The 16,243-nt window shown below is 59.8% G+C and carries 13 protein-coding genes and 3 pseudogenes; 10 read left to right on the forward strand and 6 right to left on the reverse strand.

All coding sequences use genetic code 11. The features are described 5' to 3' along the window. Positions 1-267 precede the first annotated feature (267 nt). Together NMG80_RS21910 and NMG80_RS21915 are read left to right on the forward strand one after the other, a co-directional pair. The gene (locus NMG80_RS21910) at positions 268-1,134 is read left to right on the forward strand and encodes an AraC family transcriptional regulator (protein ID WP_254020048.1); all 867 of its coding nucleotides are present in this window, start codon (positions 268-270) and stop codon (positions 1,132-1,134) included. A gap of 309 nt (positions 1,135-1,443) precedes the next feature. Further along, a pseudogene (locus NMG80_RS21915) lies at positions 1,444-1,620 on the forward strand (NAD(P)(+) transhydrogenase (Re/Si-specific) subunit beta); the annotation flags it as partial. Positions 1,621-1,711: 91 nt separating this feature from the next. Here NMG80_RS21915 and NMG80_RS21920 read toward each other — a convergent pair. Further along, positions 1,712-2,188: pseudogene (locus NMG80_RS21920) on the reverse strand (helix-turn-helix domain-containing protein); the annotation flags it as partial. Between the two features lie 207 nt (positions 2,189-2,395). Between NMG80_RS21920 and NMG80_RS21925 the strand changes: the two are divergent. Beyond that, a complete protein-coding gene (locus NMG80_RS21925) occupies positions 2,396-2,593 on the forward strand; it encodes a GntR family transcriptional regulator (protein ID WP_254020049.1) in 198 nt (65 codons plus the stop codon). Positions 2,594-2,724: 131 nt separating this feature from the next. Here the strand turns inward: NMG80_RS21925 and NMG80_RS21930 are convergent, their stop codons facing one another. From NMG80_RS21930 to NMG80_RS21950, 5 genes are all read right to left on the reverse strand, one after another. Beyond that, complete coding sequence (locus NMG80_RS21930) at positions 2,725-2,877, reverse strand: hypothetical protein (protein WP_254020050.1); 153 nt, start codon at positions 2,875-2,877, stop codon at positions 2,725-2,727. Positions 2,878-2,965: 88 nt separating this feature from the next. Next, complete coding sequence (locus tag NMG80_RS21935; RefSeq protein WP_254020051.1) at positions 2,966-3,709, reverse strand: amino acid ABC transporter ATP-binding protein; 744 nt, start codon at positions 3,707-3,709, stop codon at positions 2,966-2,968. 1 nt (position 3,710) lies between these two features. Continuing rightward, positions 3,711-4,871, reverse strand: a complete 1,161-nt coding sequence (locus NMG80_RS21940; RefSeq protein ID WP_254020052.1) for an amino acid ABC transporter permease — start codon at positions 4,869-4,871, stop codon at positions 3,711-3,713. Positions 4,872-4,927: 56 nt separating this feature from the next. Then, positions 4,928-5,770 (reverse strand): ABC transporter substrate-binding protein, encoded by an 843-nt coding sequence (locus NMG80_RS21945; protein ID WP_254020053.1) that lies wholly within the window; start codon positions 5,768-5,770, stop codon positions 4,928-4,930. A gap of 33 nt (positions 5,771-5,803) precedes the next feature. Next, positions 5,804-6,106 (reverse strand): hypothetical protein, encoded by a 303-nt coding sequence (locus NMG80_RS21950; RefSeq protein ID WP_254020054.1) that lies wholly within the window; start codon positions 6,104-6,106, stop codon positions 5,804-5,806. 102 nt (positions 6,107-6,208) lie between these two features. On the opposite strand from NMG80_RS21950, the gene NMG80_RS21955 reads away from it, so the two are divergent. From NMG80_RS21955 to NMG80_RS21985, 7 genes and pseudogenes are all read left to right on the forward strand, one after another. Next, positions 6,209-7,255 carry a histone deacetylase family protein gene (locus NMG80_RS21955; protein WP_254020072.1) on the forward strand — a complete coding sequence of 349 codons (1,047 nt, stop codon included), beginning with the start codon at positions 6,209-6,211 and terminating at the stop codon, positions 7,253-7,255. 271 nt (positions 7,256-7,526) lie between these two features. Beyond that, positions 7,527-8,612 carry a saccharopine dehydrogenase family protein gene (locus tag NMG80_RS21960; protein ID WP_254020055.1) on the forward strand — a complete coding sequence of 362 codons (1,086 nt, stop codon included), beginning with the start codon at positions 7,527-7,529 and terminating at the stop codon, positions 8,610-8,612. Between the two features lie 4 nt (positions 8,613-8,616). Then, positions 8,617-8,940 (forward strand): hypothetical protein, encoded by a 324-nt coding sequence (locus tag NMG80_RS21965; RefSeq protein ID WP_254020056.1) that lies wholly within the window; start codon positions 8,617-8,619, stop codon positions 8,938-8,940. 502 nt (positions 8,941-9,442) lie between these two features. Then, positions 9,443-10,246: an IclR family transcriptional regulator domain-containing protein gene (locus NMG80_RS21970; RefSeq protein WP_254020057.1), complete on the forward strand. Its 804-nt coding sequence runs from the start codon at positions 9,443-9,445 to the stop codon at positions 10,244-10,246. Positions 10,247-10,982: 736 nt separating this feature from the next. Further along, positions 10,983-12,506: an L-piperidine-6-carboxylate dehydrogenase gene (gene amaB / locus NMG80_RS21975; RefSeq protein ID WP_254020058.1), complete on the forward strand. Its 1,524-nt coding sequence runs from the start codon at positions 10,983-10,985 to the stop codon at positions 12,504-12,506. A gap of 319 nt (positions 12,507-12,825) precedes the next feature. After that, positions 12,826-14,052 (forward strand): annotated as a pseudogene (locus tag NMG80_RS21980) (pyridoxal phosphate-dependent aminotransferase). A 369-nt stretch (positions 14,053-14,421) separates the two neighbouring features. Continuing rightward, positions 14,422-16,110: a thiamine pyrophosphate-binding protein gene (locus tag NMG80_RS21985; RefSeq protein ID WP_254020059.1), complete on the forward strand. Its 1,689-nt coding sequence runs from the start codon at positions 14,422-14,424 to the stop codon at positions 16,108-16,110. Positions 16,111-16,243 lie beyond the last annotated feature (133 nt).

The raw sequence follows: 16,243 nt of genomic DNA on the forward strand, positions 1-16,243 counted from the left end.
GTCCTTATTCCACGCCGAAACACAGGCTGGCCGACCGAGAGGGCAGCCAGGCGCTCACTGCCGGCGGTTCGTGGTGGTACGGGGTCGACAAAATGCGCGCCGACGCGATGCAGTGGAAGCCGTCCGCCTTCTACGTCGTCTATATCGGCTTCCGCTGTGCCTATGACGTCGGCTGAACCGGCGGCGCTTTGTCGCTTCCGCGCCTCTACCCAAGCCGGGGCCTGCTGTAGCAGACTGGCGGGACGCATCTTTCTGGATCGTCCCGATATGTCAGACGCAGGCACCGCAACCAGATGGAACTTCGACCAGCCGCCGAGCGACAGGCTGGTCCTAGGCTGGGCGGGAGGTCAGTATGAATCCGCCACGCGTCCGTTCACTGCCCGGGTAGAGGGAAACATAGCGCCGCGCCATCACCTGCTTATGGCGACGCTCAAGGGTGGCGCCGCGCGACACGCCTTCACCACCGACGGTGGCTTCCGCTATGAGGGCCGCGACGCGCCAGGTATGATCTCCTTCCTGCCGGCCGGCTGTGAGCGGCGGCTGCAACTCGACAAAGTCTGCTGGGAGTGGGGTGCAGTTGCGATAGACCCCGAGCTCGCACGCATCCGCCTCGACGGCGTCGGTCCTTTCGCCAGCACCGACGAGCCGTTCCTCTTCGGGCTCGTGCAGCAGATGCATATGCTTGCGACGCAAGACGGCTCGCTGGACGGCACCTATTGCGATGCGATGTCGCTTGCACTGGGGCAATATCTCGTCAGTCGCAGCAGGGTGGTATCCCATGTCGGTCCCCGCACTGCGGCGCCGGCATTGACACCGAGGCAGCTGCGCCAGACCTTCGATTGTATCGAGGCGATGCTTTCGGGCGTGATCCGCATCCGCGACCTCGCCGAGCCGCTCGGCCTTTCGGAAGGACATTTCCATCGCGCCTTCCGCGCCTCTACCGGCAAGACCCCTCTGGAGGAAATTTCGGAGCGCCGTGTGGAACGCGCTGCAAGCCTGCTCGCGCTAACGGACTTGTCCGTCACGGAGATCGCCCTCGACGTGGGCCTCTCGGGCCCGAGCCAGCTCGCTCGCCTGTTCCGCCACGTGAAGGCCACGTCTCCCTCCGCCTGGCGGCGAAATCTGATCCGCTGACGCCGTTTGATTGCGCTAGGTCTTGATCACCAGGGTCGCAATCGCGGCAATGCGCCCAATGTCGGTCGGCGAATAGCGAATTTCATTTCCCTGAAACCGACATTCTCACGGCGAAAGCCTATCCGCGGCTCGACTGATCCGATGCTCCGGCTATGCCTGCGTGGTTCGACCTGTCGTTGACTTCCGCTAAAAACAGTCAACGCGGTAATTCAATCGAAAAAATTGAATGACCGCTCCTGGCGCGATCCCGACCTCGCGCTCGCTCAAGTAAAGAACTCGTCCTCGTCCTCGCCGGTGAACGCCCATGGCTTGGGCATGCCGATCCTCGACGCGACAAGGCCCGCACCTGCCTGTTCGTCAAGCGCTCGCTCGGCTCCGGCTATGCCGGCATCGACAACTCACTGTTCTACAAGGACAGCACCATGATGCTGCTCGGCGACGAGCAAGAAGATGACTGAAGAAATCGTCAAGGCCATGGAGCATTGAGCATGCGAGCCGCGTAAAAGTGACTGAGAAGGCCTAAGTAGTGGAAATTGAAAGGAAATCGCAGAATAGCGTAGCTTGGCGTTTCTCCGTTGCGCCGGTCGGCCAGCATGAACTCGCCCTTGTAATCGGCGCACCACAACTCATTGGGCGCGGCGACGTGAGACAGCGGCGTTCCCGTGGCCCTGTTGCGTCGCCGCTTGCGGCGCTTGACCAAGCCGTGGCGGTCGAGCACCGCATGCACCGTCGAGATCGCCGGACAATGAACGTCCGGATAGAGCCGCACCAATCGCTCCCTGATCTTCGGCGCGCCCCAGTTGGGCTTGTCCTGCTTGGCACGCACAATCAGCTTCTCGATTTGGAAAGGAAGCTGATTGGCGTGCCGGTAAGGCCGCCGTGAGCGGTCAGTCAGCCCTTCCAGCCCGCTGTCATTGTAGCGATTGATGAGCTTGTAGCCGGTCTTGCGCGAGATCCCGAACTCCCGGCAGACCACCGCCATCTTCTCGCCATCCTGAAGCCGCGCTACGAATTTGAGACGCTCGTCCATAAGGTTGCACTCCTGCCAAGGCACCTTTGCTCTCCTCGCAAAGGCTGGAAGTGTAACCCATGTCTCCGGAATGAACTGTCACCCATCTCTCGGGAAGGGCAGTTATTGCCCCGTTTCGAAAGGCGTCCTTCGCCGTGCTGGAGTCCATGATGTCCCGGCTTTGGTGAACGCGGCAGTTGTTTCCAAAAGCACTTAATTTAAGATTTCAAGGTGCCGCCGGACTGGGAAGAGATGCAGGTCGCATTTCTTTCCGTCCCCCTCGATCACGGCGACCGCGACATCGCCGCCGAGCATCTGGCGATCTGCACCGCCGCGATCAGCCGCGATAAGGCCCTCGCTACGCGCCTCATCAAGGAACACGTCCAAAGAACCGCTGACATCATTCAAGATGGTTTTGCCTCGTCGTCCCCGAGTTTTGCAGCCGGTTAGGTATGGGATCGCGTGGCGCAGTCGCCAACCGTGGCTGTCGCTGGATTGCGCCTGGAAGGTCGAGGCCGTTCGACGATATGCTCGCTGAGGCGGCGTATTGTCCGGCGGGAGGAAGCCAAACCGCTTAGGCATCAGGGAAGATAGACGGAGCCGTCGATGGCTTCGAACACGCCAGGATGGCGCAAGTGCCAGTCGGTCGCCTGCTGAAATGCTTCGGCAACCGCGAGCAGGGTTTCGTCCTTCTCCCATTCGTCCGACCATTTGCATGCCCAGTGGCAGGCCATCTGGCGAGAAACCCGCGCACGGCGCCAATGCCGGGTGGCTGCTCAGGTTGAAAACGATGCGGAAGGCACCACGCCCCGAGCGTTCCTGCTATAGCCGTCCGGCCTCGATAATGCGCTTGAGGAAAGCGCGGGTGCGCTCCTCCTTGGGATCGCCGAAGATCTGGGCGGGCGGTCCCTCCTCGTGGACCACGCCCTCATAGAGAAAACACACCTTCGAGGCCACTTCCTTTGCGAAACCCATTTCATGGGTTGCCAGCAGCATGGTCATGCCTTGCTTGGCGAGATCGCGCACGATGTTCAAGACTTCCGAAACCAGTTCGGGATCGAGTGCCGAAGTGATTTCGTCGAGCAGCATCAGCTTCGGTTCCATGGCGAGCGCACGCACGATGGCGACGCGCTGCTGCTGGCCGCCGGAAAGCCGGTCGGGATACTCGCGGGCCTTGGCCTCAAGTCCGATGCGCTTCAGCAGCACCATGGCCTTTGCCTCGGCCTCGACCCTGCTCATTTTCAGAACCTTGGTCGGCGCCAGCGTTACGTTCTCGATGACGCTCATGTGCGGAAACAGGTTGAAGCTCTGGAATACGATGCCGACGTTCTGGCGAAGCTTGTCCCCATCGATGCCCGGTCCTGAAACCCGATCGTCCTCGAGCCTGATCTCGCCGCCCTGGATTTTCTCTAGCCCGTTGATGCAGCGGAGCAACGTGGACTTGCCGCAGCCCGAAGGGCCGATGAGGCAGACGACCTGATGCTCGATGACATCCAGATTGACGCCGCGCAGCACCTGAAAGGCGCCGAATTCCTTGTGAACGCCCTTGATTTCCAGAAACGCCACCTCAGCCCCCCGCCCGCATGCGCGCGTTGTCGCGCTCGGTCAGCTTGTCGACGAAACGGGCCTGGGGAATGGTAATCAGCACAAAGAGGATCGCCACGATGGTGACCGCCGAGAGATTGAAGGCATTGGCGGCGATGATGCGGGACTGGTTGAAGGCATCGACCACGCCCACGACCTGGACAAGGGCCGTGTCCTTCTGCAGGCCGATGAAGTCGTTGAGCAGCGGCGCCATGATCCGACGTACCGCCTGGGGCACGATCACATAGCGCATGGTCTGGATGTAGGAGAGGCCGAGCGATCGCGCCGCCGAGACCTGGCTCCAGTGGATGCTCTCGATGCCGGCGCGGTAGACTTCCGCCACATAAGCGCCATAGGTGAGCGTCAGCGCCAGCACGCACCACCAACTCACCGGAATGCGTGTCACGGCCCTGACCTCCGCCACCGACATGGCCGAGAGATCGATGAACAATCCCACGATATGCGGAACGATCAAGTCGGAGAGGCCAGAGGTCGGAATACCGAAGCCAATCAGATACAGCGTCACGATGGCCGGGATGCCACGAAACACGTCACAGTAGATGATGGCGAGCGCCCGGATCGGTCGGCCCGCTTTTCCGGGAATGAGCCTGGCCAGCGCCACCATCAAGCCCCAGACCAGCACCAAGATCTCGGTGGCAACGAAGATGAAGAGGTTGTTGAGGAGGAACTGCTTGGTGACCAGCCACCACTTCGCCTGGATCAGCGGCAGCAGAAAGAATGTCTTTCCGACAGCCGCGTCGTTGGTAAGAACGAAGCTGATGAAGCCAAAGATGCAGAGCGCGAAGGCGCCCCAGCCGAAGGTGATAAAGGCATGGTCCTTGGCGGCTGCCGTCTCGATCCGAAGCTCGACGATGTCGTTGCGGGCACGGGCGGCGCGGGCCTTGGCAGTGACAACAAGCGAGCGCAGCGCCGGCCAGAACAATGTGCCGGAACCAGCGATCGTCAGACCGAAGACAATTTCCCATGCCGAAGCGTAGACGCCCAGTCCGGTGAGCGCTCCGCGCATCAGCCGGGTCGTGCCAAAGGCGGCCAACACGCAAAGCCCGGCGAAGAGCATCGCGGCGACGGAAAATCCGTCGGAACGGCGCGGCAGATGTTGAGAGGGTGCGGGGAAATCGGTCATAGGGAAAGTTTATCCCGGCCGGAGCCGGGATAACCCGGGATAACAGTGCGTTGCGATCAGCGATTGAAATAGGGAACCGTGGCGGGGTCCTTGCCCCAAGCGGCGGCTAGATATTTCGCTCCCAACTTGCTGATCGTCCCGTCGTCGACCATCGACTGAATGATCCTGTCGATGGTGGGGTTGTTGGAGTTGCCCTTCTGATAGATGGCGCCGTAGGTCTCGCGGGTCTTGTATTGGCCGATCACCGCGACCTTGCCGGGGTTGGCGGCTTCTTCAGCAAGTACGAGCGAGGTATCGTTCAACGCCACATCTATCTGGCCCGCACGCAATGCGGTGAACAGGCCGCCCTGGTCGGAATAGACCTGAACGTCGGTGAGGCCCAGCGTGTCGGCGGCGAACGCGGCACCCGTCGTTGACTGCTGCACGCCGACCTTGGCGGATTTGAGCGACTTCTCGTCGACGGGTGCGTCAGCGCGGGTCAGGACGCCGATGTCCGAATTGAAGTAGGGCACCGAAAAGTCATGTACTTTCTTGCGTTCCTCGGTGATCGAGATCTGCGACATGGCGAGATCGAAGCCGGAGGTCTGGCCAGAGATCAGCGCGTCCCAGCTGGTACTGACCACTTCGAGCTTGTCGTAACCGGCCCGCCAGGCGATTTCGGCGGCCATGCAATATTCCATGCCGTCCTTGACCGATTCCGGCGTATCGCCATTCCACCAGACCGGTGCAGGTGGTGCATATTCCACGGTTAACTGGCCTGCTTTGGCCGGGCTGGTGACGGGGATCGATCCTTTCTGGCCCGAGAGTTCACAATTCCCGATCATTGCGCCCGCGGTGGCGGAACCTACCGTGGCAAACAGCGCTACCGCCGCCAACAGCGAACGTTTCGATATCGTCATTTCGGACTGTCTCCCTCGTTTTCTTGTTCTGTCCTATGCTCCGGACGTACAGCCGAAATGCTCCCGCTCGCAATAAAAAAGCGTTTCATCATGTGAAATGCCGATCCATTTACAGAAAAGACCGTGAAGTGCAATTTCCTTTTCAACAGACAGACATCGGCGATGAGAAACGGAGTTCAGGGGATCAAAGGCGAAGCACTCATTCAGTTCGAAGTAATGGGGATATCGTGAACGAGGATCTACGCGATGCGCTGGATACTGGTGAGCTTTGTCCAGCCGCCAGCCGCCAGCCGCTGCCACCGAAAATACCTTGTAGCGCGATGAGCGTTCGCTCACTGCGCCGCATCAGGCGAGCCTTTCTTGCCGAACGTTCGCCAGGCAGCCGGCGACATACCAGCGGCCGCACACCGGCAGAAGCCATCGAGAGGAAGAGTGCTGATGAAAGCGATCTTTGACGAACGCCAATTACTTCACAGGCCGCAACGCTATTTTCGCCGCGGTGAGTATGTGCCGCATCCCGAACAAGCCGAGCGTGCCATTCTCATCCGCGATGTGCTCACGCGCAACGGCTTCCCCATCGAGCGCCCGCGCGATTTTGGTGAGGCGCCGATCAAGGCTGTGCATGCAGCTGCCTATGTCGACTTCTGGAAGGATGCATATGGGCGTTGGCGCGAAGCAGCGGGCGATGCCGAACCGATCCCCAACTGCCATCCCGGACGCAGAACAGGACGGCCTTCCGCGTCGATCTTCGGCCAACTAGGCTGGTACGCTACCGATACCTCCGTGCCACTGACGGAAGGGACCTGGGATGCGATTTACTGGTCGGCGCAGACGGCCATCGAGGTTGCGGATCGTGTGATGAATGGCGAACGCATGGTCTACGCGCTTTGCCGACCGCCGGGACACCATGCAGCGCGCGACGCCTCCAACGGCTTCTGCGCATTCAACAATGCCGCGATCGCGGCGCAGAAACTACGCGAGAAATACGCGAAAATCGCCATTCTCGACATCGATATCCATACAGGCAATGGCACAATCGATATCTTTTATCAGCGGGGCGACGTCTTTGTCTGCTCGCTGCACGTCGATCCTGCCGCTTTCCCGACCTATTATGTGGGCTATGAGGACGATCGCGGGGAAAGCGATGGCCAAGGCACTACGCTGAATCTAATCCTCAAGCCCGGCGTTGGCGTGCACAGAATTCTTGAACGTCTCGAGGAAGGGCTGCGAGCGATCGGCGATTTTCGCGCCGAAGCACTGGTCGTCTCGCTCGGTTTCGACATGGCGGAGGACGACCCTCTGTCAGTGGTGAAGATGACCGGCTCCGGTTTCGACACGATGGCGCGCGAAATTGTGCGCCTCGGGCTCCCCACTGCCCTTATCCAGGAGGGCGGATATTTAGGCCCGTCATTTTCCAATAATGCAGAGATCTATTTAACGGCAACCCGTGACGAACTGACCAAGGTCACGTCGGTCGAGATTTGACAAGAGCTGGATGGCACCGTCGCTTGGGCGCGAGCGTTGCTCTTCAAGTCCTTTTCTGGGCCACCTCATCTTTAGCGCCGACGGCGCTGGCGGTCAGCTAGCTTCGCCTGATGGCACCCGACCGCACGGAATGGAGGATCGACCAACCCAGAACACGTGACTGACTGCTGTCTGTGAGGTTCACTAGGTGAACTAGTATTTCATCTATTGACCTAAGAAGGTGAGTGTGATCTTCATCCCGTCAGGGAGTTACTCAAGCGTAGAGGGTGTTATGGCATCGGTGCTCGTGGTTGGTGCAGGTAAGGTGGGGCGCCGCGTGGCAGCTAACCTCAAAAACGTCGGCGGGCACCAAGTGACGGTCACGGACCGCGTTCGTTCGCCCTACCTCGGGGAGGACATGATGTTCCGCCACGTGGATGCATCCGATCTGCGCGCACTCGGAGAGGTCATGAGCGAGCACGACATCGTGGTCAGCGCATCTCCTCACTATCTCAATCTGGGTATTGCCAGGGTCGCAAAGGAGCGGCGCGTCCACTATTTCGATCTGACAGAGAGCGCTGTAGCTGCGAACGCCATTCGCGCGCTGGCAGTCGACGCCGAGACGGTATTCATGCCGCAATGTGGGTTTGCTCCAGGGTTTCTTTGTGTCGTTGCCGGTCACCTCGTTCGCCAATTGGAGCGGGTAGAGAGTCTGGAATTGCGCGCCGGCTGCGTGCCGCAAAACAAGGCGAACCGTCTAGGCTATGGTGTTATGTGGTCTACCGAAGGCGTCGTGCACGAATACATCCATCCGTGCCAAGCGATCGAGAACGGCAAATTGGTAGAGCTAAAGCCAATGGAGGGTCTCGAGCGCCGGGTGATTGATGGCGCCGAGTGGGAAGCGTTCAACACATCTGGCTGCATCGGTTCGCTTTGTGAGACATTTGGCGAGACGGTGCCGAACCTCAACTACAAATCAATGCGCTATCCAGGCCACTGTGAGTTGATGCGGTTCCTGCTCGAAGACCTCCGCTTCAAAGACCGGGAGAAGGATCTTGTGGATCTGCTCAACCGCGCTCTTCCCGATGTCTATGACGATCTTCTGGTCATGCAGGTTGCGGTCGAGGGTGATGTCAAGGGACGGCGAACCCGACGTGTTTTCTCGCAGGCATACCAGGGAACAGGCAGGGAAGGCGAAACGGCCGTCGAGATCATGACAGCGGCGGGCATCTGCGCTGTCATCGACATGTTTCTACGTGGAAAGCTCCCGCAGCGGGGATTTGTCAAGCAGGAGGAGGCCGATTTCATCGAGTTTGCGAACAGCCCGTTTGCGGCGCCGCTGCTTCCGCGCGGAGTCGCGATGTTCGACACTGTTTAGCTTCGTGAACACTCAGCATACGGGCGGCTCACCCGATCCGAACCTCGCGCTTCTTCTTAATCCCGAGGATGAGGCGCACTTCGTCACTGTTTGCGAGACGGCAACGGGTGATCAGGCGGGGGTGGGATCGCACGCCAAGCAACCCAGCTTCTTGTATGTTGTTGTACATCGGCGCTATGGGGCTTGGACGCATCTCTACCGAGTTGCCTCCGATGGGCGCCCAGGACGATTGCTTGTCTATCTGGAGATGATTTTTCTGGGAGAGCGTTTGGCCGAGGCCAAAGATTGGGCGCGGCGTAACCTGTTGCCGCCGATTGATCTTAGCTAAGGCCGCCGTTCAACCTGCTGCCGCATCCTGTAATTGCTATGATGACGATGCTCCCGGACCAAGCGGCTTACACGATCACCTGAACGTACGCCGCCTTTTGCCCGCTGTGGTCCCTGGACTAACCCCACAATCTCGAAACTCAGTCGCCGCGTGTCGAATTTGCTGGCTTTGCTCCGTGTGCCCCCAACCGACGTTCATTCGGCAGTGCACTTGAACATCCGCATCTGCGAATTTCGTTCATAAGTCGCCCTCTATGCGCGCAGTTCCGGCTTTCCCATACACCGCTTTCCTGCCGGCGTGATCCGCCTTTACGCGGCGAACACCGAGAAGGTGCTACTTGGGGAAATGGCTCGGATCCCAAAAAATCGCGGTCTTGTGAGCAAATAGAATTATCCTCTTGTGATCGCAAAGCGTTGGTCGGCCAGGCGACGATGAACGAAGCTTTGAAGCAGCTTGTTGAATCGTACTATTGGTTGGCCACCTTCGTCACAGAGAGATGTTCATGCCAGCTTTTGATCCCGTTACCGCCGTCCTGCGCGCCCTCGAAGTGCTGCGCTTGGTTAATCAACTCGATCATGCCTCTGTCGCCGAGATTCACCGGCAGACCGGCATCCCGAAAGCCACGGTGTTGCGGATGGTGGAGACCTTGATAAACGCCGGCTATGTCGCGAGGGAGGACGGCGCGGCAACGTACACTGCAACTGGCAAGTGTCTTTTGCTCAGTAATGGTCTGCAAGTTCATGCGCGAATGACGGCCAAGGCGGCTCCGATTCTGAACGTGTTCCGGCGCAAGGTTGGTTGGCCCTCCGATTTCGGCATATTCGATGGCGATGCAATGGTCATCGCTGCCACAAACCGGGAGTTCGGAACACTCTCTCTGAACCGAAAGCCCGGCGCCCGAGCACCGATGCTGCTCAGCGCCCTTGGCCGCGCCTATCTTGCGTTCTGTCCGGCGGACGAACAGGAGCGCATCTTGCAGGCGCTTAGGCTTTCAAAGAATCCGCTCGATGAATTGGCCAAGGATCGGGCCGGCACCACCAAGTTACTCAAACAGACGCGCGCTCGTGGTTACTCGGTTTCCGACCGCGAATACCTGGATACGATTTATGAGGGTGCGATATGGGGCATTGGTGTGCCGGTAATGGCGGCCGGTCAAGTCGTGGCGTCGCTGAACGTTATGTTTCTGCGCAAGGCAATGTCGATGGATTCTGGCATCAAAACGCTGTTGCGCCCGCTCCAGCAGGTCGCCGAACAGGTCGGTACTGACCTTGACGAAGAAGCCTTGGGCCTGTCGCGGGGCACATAGCAAGGCACCTCAATTGGTGGCTCACTAGATGAGCGATGACGTCAACTGCTGACTTACAGTGAGGAATGGGTAGAGTTTCTCGGCAGCAACAGGCAAGGAAAAGACATGCGGGTTCCGATTCGTTTTACCTTCGCCGGGTCCGCGACCATTCTGGTATCTGGCGCGACCACAGATGGCCGGAGATTTTCGGGATACCCTCATGACCGGCAAGCCCGATCTCGCCTCCTGGCAAAGACTCGCTGAGCGCGAGCTCAAAGCCTCGCCCGACATGCTTGTCTGGCGCACGGCGGAAGGCATCGACGTCAAGCCGCTCTCTACGCCACGAGCTCGACGGCATCGGGCACCTGGACCTCGCTGTTGGGCAATTCGGCAGCCGCCGAGTTGGCGCCGCACTGCCTCATCGGTCGATGGCCAAATTCATCACGTGAAAAGTTGCTTCATTTACAGATGGGGCAGGTACTGTAATTTCGTACCTCAGACGGATCGGCGAGGTAAGAGCAGGCTTCGGGCGCCGGTCGCCGACAGGCAACTCAGCGTAGTGGGCTCGTGGCCTAGGCAGTCTTTCGAACGCAACTGAGATTGGTTGAATTTGTGTTTTGAAAACTGGGTCCTTCATCGAGCTGAAATATACGACAAACCGCGATGCCAGGCATCAACCGTCGAAAGAAACTGCATCGGGAAAACCGGGAAAGTGCCTGGTTTTCTGCTGGTGGCACTAAGCAAGAGAAGGTCCAAAATGTCGCTAAGCAACGAGATGCGTTCCCTTCTGTCCACGGTCCAGGTCGAACTTCCGACCGCCGCTTCCGCGCAGGTTTTTCCGGCATCCTCGCCGGTCACCGGCGAGCAGATCTGCGAACTCCCGGTGGCGACAATCGGCGAGGTTAGCAAGGCGATTGACGAGTCCGTCGCCGCGTTCATGGTCTGGCGGTCGGTTCCCGCCCCCAAGCGGGGTGAGTTGATCCGCCTTTTCGGCGAAGAGCTTCGGGCGAATAAGAAGGAACTGGGGCGGATCATCTCCGTCGAAGTCGGCAAGGTCATTTCGGAGGGGCAGGGTGAAGTCCAGGAGATGATCGACATCTGCGACTTCGCGGTTGGCCTGTCGCGACAGCTTTACGGTCTGACAATCGCTACCGAGCGGCCTGATCACCGTATCATGGAGAATTGGCACCCGCTGGGTCCCGTTGGGATCATTACAGCGTTCAACTTCCCAATGGCCGTGTGGTCGTGGAACGCGGTCATCGCATTGGTATGCGGCAACTCCGTGATCTGGAAGCCTTCCGAGAAATCGTCCCTGAGCGCCATCGCGGCGCAAGCGATGATGGAGCGAGCAATGAAGCGCTATCAAGAGGCCAACGGCCCGCTTCCGAAAGGCCTCGTGAGCATGGTTCTGGGGCTGCGCGATATCGGCGAAGCTTTGGTCGAAAGCCCGAAGGTGCCGCTGATATCGGCCACCGGCTCCACGATGATGGGACGCCAAGTCGGCATGCGTGTGGCACATCGCTTTGGCCGTTCGATCTTGGAACTGGGTGGTAACAACGCCGCCATCGTCACGCCGAGCGCCGACCTCGACATTACCGTTCGGGCTGCGGCATTTGCTGCAATGGGCACGGCGGGGCAGCGTTGCACAACCCTTCGTCGCCTGTTCGTGCACGAGTCGGTTTATGAAACCATCGTGACCCGCCTGAAGGCCGCCTACAGTTCGATCAAGGTTGGAAGCCCGCTGGAGGACGGAACGCTAGTGGGGCCACTCATCGACCGGGGCGCGTTCCATGCGATGCAGCACGCGATCGCAGAAGCGAAAGCCATTGGCGGGACCGTGACCGGCGGCGAGCGCGTGTCAACAGGCGCTGACAATGCGTACTATGCACGCCCTGCGCTGATCGAGATGCCGGTCCAAGACGGCCCCATGCTGCACGAGACGTTCGCTCCTGTCCTGTATGTACTGAAGTACTCGGTCTTGGACGAAGCCATCGCGCTGAACAATTCAGTATCACAGGGCCTGTCTTCCGCGATCTTCACCCTGAACATGCGTGAAACGGAAACCTTCCTTTCGGTCCGCGGCTCGGACTGCGGCATAGTCAACGTGAACATCGGGCCATCGGGTGCAGAGATTGGTGGCGCCTTTGGCGGCGAAAAGGAGACCGGCGGTAGCCGCGAATGCGGCTCCGACGCTTGGCGTGGCTACATGCGGCGCGCGACCAATACGATCAACTACGGAACGACCCTGCCCCTAGCGCAGGGCGTTGAGTTCAACGTGTAACGCGATGGGTCGGTCGCCTGCTGCGCCCGTGTAGGCGCCGCGTTTCCTGCGATCGGCTGATGAAGGGCCCCGCCGTGGTAAGTGGGCTCGTGGCTGGAGAAGGGATCGGTTGCGATCTGGCGAACACGGAGACTCTCCATCTCGCCGTGCGATCTGAAGGAGGTGTGCGGGCGCCATCACAAGTGGCAGGCGAAGGTGGCCCTGGTCGGGCTGCTGAGCCTGAAGGAAACCCATTCGCGGCTCGTCAGCCCGAACTGAGCCGGTGCGCTGCTCGGCCTGCGGCAGCCTATGCGAAACAAGCGATGAGCAAGACGACAAAATGACCGAGGGAAATATTGAAGGATTCAAGCGGGCAGATCGGATTTCGTCAATCGGCGTGTCCGAAATCCTTCGTATTTCTACCCTCGCATCCGAACTGTCCCGTAAGTGACTCAGTGTCATTTCTCTGGGGGCTGGTGAACCAGATTTTGATACGCCTCAGAACATCAAGGATGCCGCCTGTACAGCAATCGCGCGTGGCGACACGAAATATACCAGTCTTGACGGCACTCCCGATCTGAAGGCGGCGATCAGGAACAAATTCCTTCGGGAAAACGGGATCTCTTTCGAAACGAACGAAATTGCCGTTGCCGCTGGCGCCAAGCAGATCCTCTTCAACGCCATGATGGCGACCCTCAATGAAGGCGACGAGGTGATCATTCCCACGCCTTACTGGGTGTCCTACGCCGACATAGTGAAGATCGCGGGTGGCGTGCCGGTTTTGGTGGAATGCGCGGAGGCGATCAGCTTCCGAATTACCGCCGACCAGCTTGAGCGGGCAATTACGCCTCGGACGCGCTGGGTCATGATCAATTCCCCCGGTAATCCGACTGGCGCGGCTTATGCGGCCGACGATTATCGGCCACTGCTTGATGTCCTGCTGCGTTACACGGGTGTCTGGCTGCTGGTCGACGACATCTATGAGCATATTCTGTACGATGGGCGCAGCTTCGTGACGCCCGTCGCGCTCGAACCGGAACTGAGGAACCGCACCCTAACGGTCAACGGCGTTTCCAAGGCCTATGCAATGACTGGCTGGCGCATCGGTTTCGCAGCCGGGCCGAGCGATCTGATCAAGGCTATGGCCGTCGTTCAAAGCCAATCGACCTCTTGCCCGAGTTCGGTCAGCCAGGCGGCCGCGGTGGAGGCACTGAGCGGACCGCGGGCGGGGATGGACGAACGGCAGAAGGTCTTCGAAGATCGGCGCAATTTCGTCGTGGGCGCACTCAACGCCATCGATGGCATTTCCTGCCGGCTGCCGGAGGGGGCGTTCTACGCCTTCGCAAACTGCTCCGGGTTGATCGGGCGGAAGACGCTGGAAGATGACGTCATCGAGACCGACTCGTCTTTGGCGGTCTACCTGCTGATGGCAGCGAATGTGGCGGTGATCCCGGGCAGTGCTTTCGGTGCCCCGGGCTACTTCCGCATCTCCTACGTCGCGTCGATGGAGCACCTCAAGGCGGCGATGTCGCGCATCAAATCGGCCTGCGATCGCCTGACGGTCTGAAACCGCCGCGAAGCGAAGCTGGAGAATCGAAGAACCTCTCGATTTGAGCGACAAAGATTTTTAACGTCGGCCATTGGCGCGTGCCGCTCATCGGGCTGCCCCTTAGGGGTTTACCTGCAAGCAGTTGCGACTCCTGATACGGCGGCAACTCCCAATGCCTTCACGAAATTCACAGTGTGAAATACAATTTCATAGGGTGGTCGTCAAACTGTGGCATTCTTCGGCATCATCGTGGTTGAGGTAGTCGCGTCTGGGCGTCGGCGTCGCTGGGTGCGGTTTCGCTCCTGAGCATTGCCTGAAACCGGTCCGAAACAGAGCAATCTACCGCCAACTGGCAGGTTCGTCCGAAAGAAAGACGGTAGGAATTCAATGCCCATAGCCCGTAGCGGAGGTGAAATCCTCGTCGATCAACTGCTTGCGGAGGGGGTCGAGCGCGTATTTTGCGTTCCCGGTGAAAGTTATCTGGCCGTTCTCGACGCGCTTCACGACTCCGGGATCGCTGTCATCGTCTGCCGTCAGGAGGGTGGAGCCGCGATGATGGCGGAGGCCTACGGCAAGCTGACCGGTAAGTCGGGCGTCTGTTTTGTTACTCGCGCGCCTGGGGCGACGAATGCTTCGGCCGGCGTCCACATTGCGCAGCAGGACGCCACACCAATGCTGCTTTTTGTCGGCCAGGTAGAGCGATTCTTCATCGGCCGTGAGGCGTTCCAGGAACTCGACTACCGCGCGGCTTTCACGCCGCTGGCGAAATGGGCGACCGAGATCGAGGATACCAAACGGATTCCCGAATTCGTATCTCGCGCCTTCCATACCGCTCGCTGCGGGCGCCCCGGTCCGGTGGTCGTTGGGCTGCCGGAAGACATCCTGACTGAAGAGGCTACGGTCGAAACGATCCCGCCGATGGAAGGCATCGCGACCTATCCTTCCGCCGCCCAGATCAGCAGGCTGGAAGCGCTGTTGGCTGAGGCCCGGTACCCGGTCGCCATCCTCGGCGGCAGCCGTTGGACTCCCGATGCAGTGGCGCACTTCCAGACCTTTGCCGAGGCTTTCGATCTCCCCGTCATTGTGTCGTTCCGCCGTCAGATGCTGTTCGACGCCGAGCATCCGAATTATGTGGGTGATCTCGGGGTTGGCCCCAATCCGGCGCTGCTGAGGCTCATTTCGGCGGCTGATCTCATCCTGCTGATCGGTGACCGGCTGTCCGAAATGCCGAGCCAGGGCTATTCCCTGCTCAGCGCCACGGACCATCGCAAGTTATTGCATGTTCATCCAGATCCAACTGAACTCGGCCGCGTCTACCGGCCGACCCTTGGATTGGCCTGCGCCCCTGATGCGTTTGTGGAAAGCGTTGTTGGGATGCGCCCAAGGGTGGCCGCTCCGTGGGCGCAGACCACGCGCGAGGCACGCGCCTCCTATCTGTCCTACAGCGATCCGGCCAAGATCGTGACGCCGGGTTCGCTGCAGATGGGAGCCGTCATGGATTACCTTCGCAATCGCCTTCCGGCAGATGCCATCCTCTGCAACGGTGCGGGAAACTACGCGAGTTGGGTGCATCGCTTCCATCGGTTTCGGCAGTTTGGCACGCAGCTAGCGCCGACGTCCGGCTCGATGGGCTATGGCGTGCCGGCGGCAGTTTCGGCCAAGCTGCATTATCCCGATCGGATCGTGGTGGCCTTTGCCGGCGATGGCTGTTTCATGATGCACGGGCAGGAATTCGCGACAGCTGTCCAGTATGATGCCCCCATCATTGTCGTCCTGGTGGACAACGGAATGTACGGCACCATCCGAATGCATCAGGAGCGGGAATATCCCGGCCGCGTCAGCGGAACCGATCTGAAGAACCCCGATTTCGCCGCCTATGCGAAGGCCTTCGGCGGTCATGGCGAGACGGTACGCTCTACGGAAGACTTCATTCCCGCCTTCGAGCGGGCGGTGGTCTCTGGCAAGCCTGCCATCCTTCACTGTCTGATCGACCCCGAGGCGCTCACCCCGACGCTGTCGCTATCCGAAATCCGCGCGCATGCGCTTGCGGAGAAGGGCGCAGCCACGACCAATTGAATCGACGCGCGGCAACTCCATCGTCCGTGCCCGGAATATCAGAAGGCGTGGTCCGGGCGTGACCGTCACGATCCAGCGGCTCGGGTGCCTGCCAGCCGCCGTCAAATGTGGCCGAATTGCCATGGTCCGAGTC

It is taken from the genome of Mesorhizobium escarrei (genome assembly GCF_935825525.1).
Taxonomy (GTDB): Bacteria; Pseudomonadota; Alphaproteobacteria; order Rhizobiales; family Rhizobiaceae; genus Mesorhizobium; species Mesorhizobium escarrei.

Coding starts and splice junctions, on each gene's coding strand:
- NMG80_RS21910 (WP_254020048.1), top strand. CDS start 268: ATGTCAGACGCAGGCACCGCAACCAGATGGAACTTCGACCAGCCGCCG.
- NMG80_RS21925 (WP_254020049.1), top strand. CDS start 2,396: ATGCAGGTCGCATTTCTTTCCGTCCCCCTCGATCACGGCGACCGCGAC.
- NMG80_RS21930 (WP_254020050.1), bottom strand. CDS start 2,877: ATGGCCTGCCACTGGGCATGCAAATGGTCGGACGAATGGGAGAAGGAC.
- NMG80_RS21940 (WP_254020052.1), bottom strand. CDS start 4,871: ATGACCGATTTCCCCGCACCCTCTCAACATCTGCCGCGCCGTTCCGAC.
- NMG80_RS21945 (WP_254020053.1), bottom strand. CDS start 5,770: ATGACGATATCGAAACGTTCGCTGTTGGCGGCGGTAGCGCTGTTTGCC.
- NMG80_RS21955 (WP_254020072.1), top strand. CDS start 6,209: ATGAAAGCGATCTTTGACGAACGCCAATTACTTCACAGGCCGCAACGC.
- NMG80_RS21960 (WP_254020055.1), top strand. CDS start 7,527: ATGGCATCGGTGCTCGTGGTTGGTGCAGGTAAGGTGGGGCGCCGCGTG.
- NMG80_RS21970 (WP_254020057.1), top strand. CDS start 9,443: ATGCCAGCTTTTGATCCCGTTACCGCCGTCCTGCGCGCCCTCGAAGTG.
- amaB (WP_254020058.1), top strand. CDS start 10,983: ATGTCGCTAAGCAACGAGATGCGTTCCCTTCTGTCCACGGTCCAGGTC.
- NMG80_RS21985 (WP_254020059.1), top strand. CDS start 14,422: ATGCCCATAGCCCGTAGCGGAGGTGAAATCCTCGTCGATCAACTGCTT.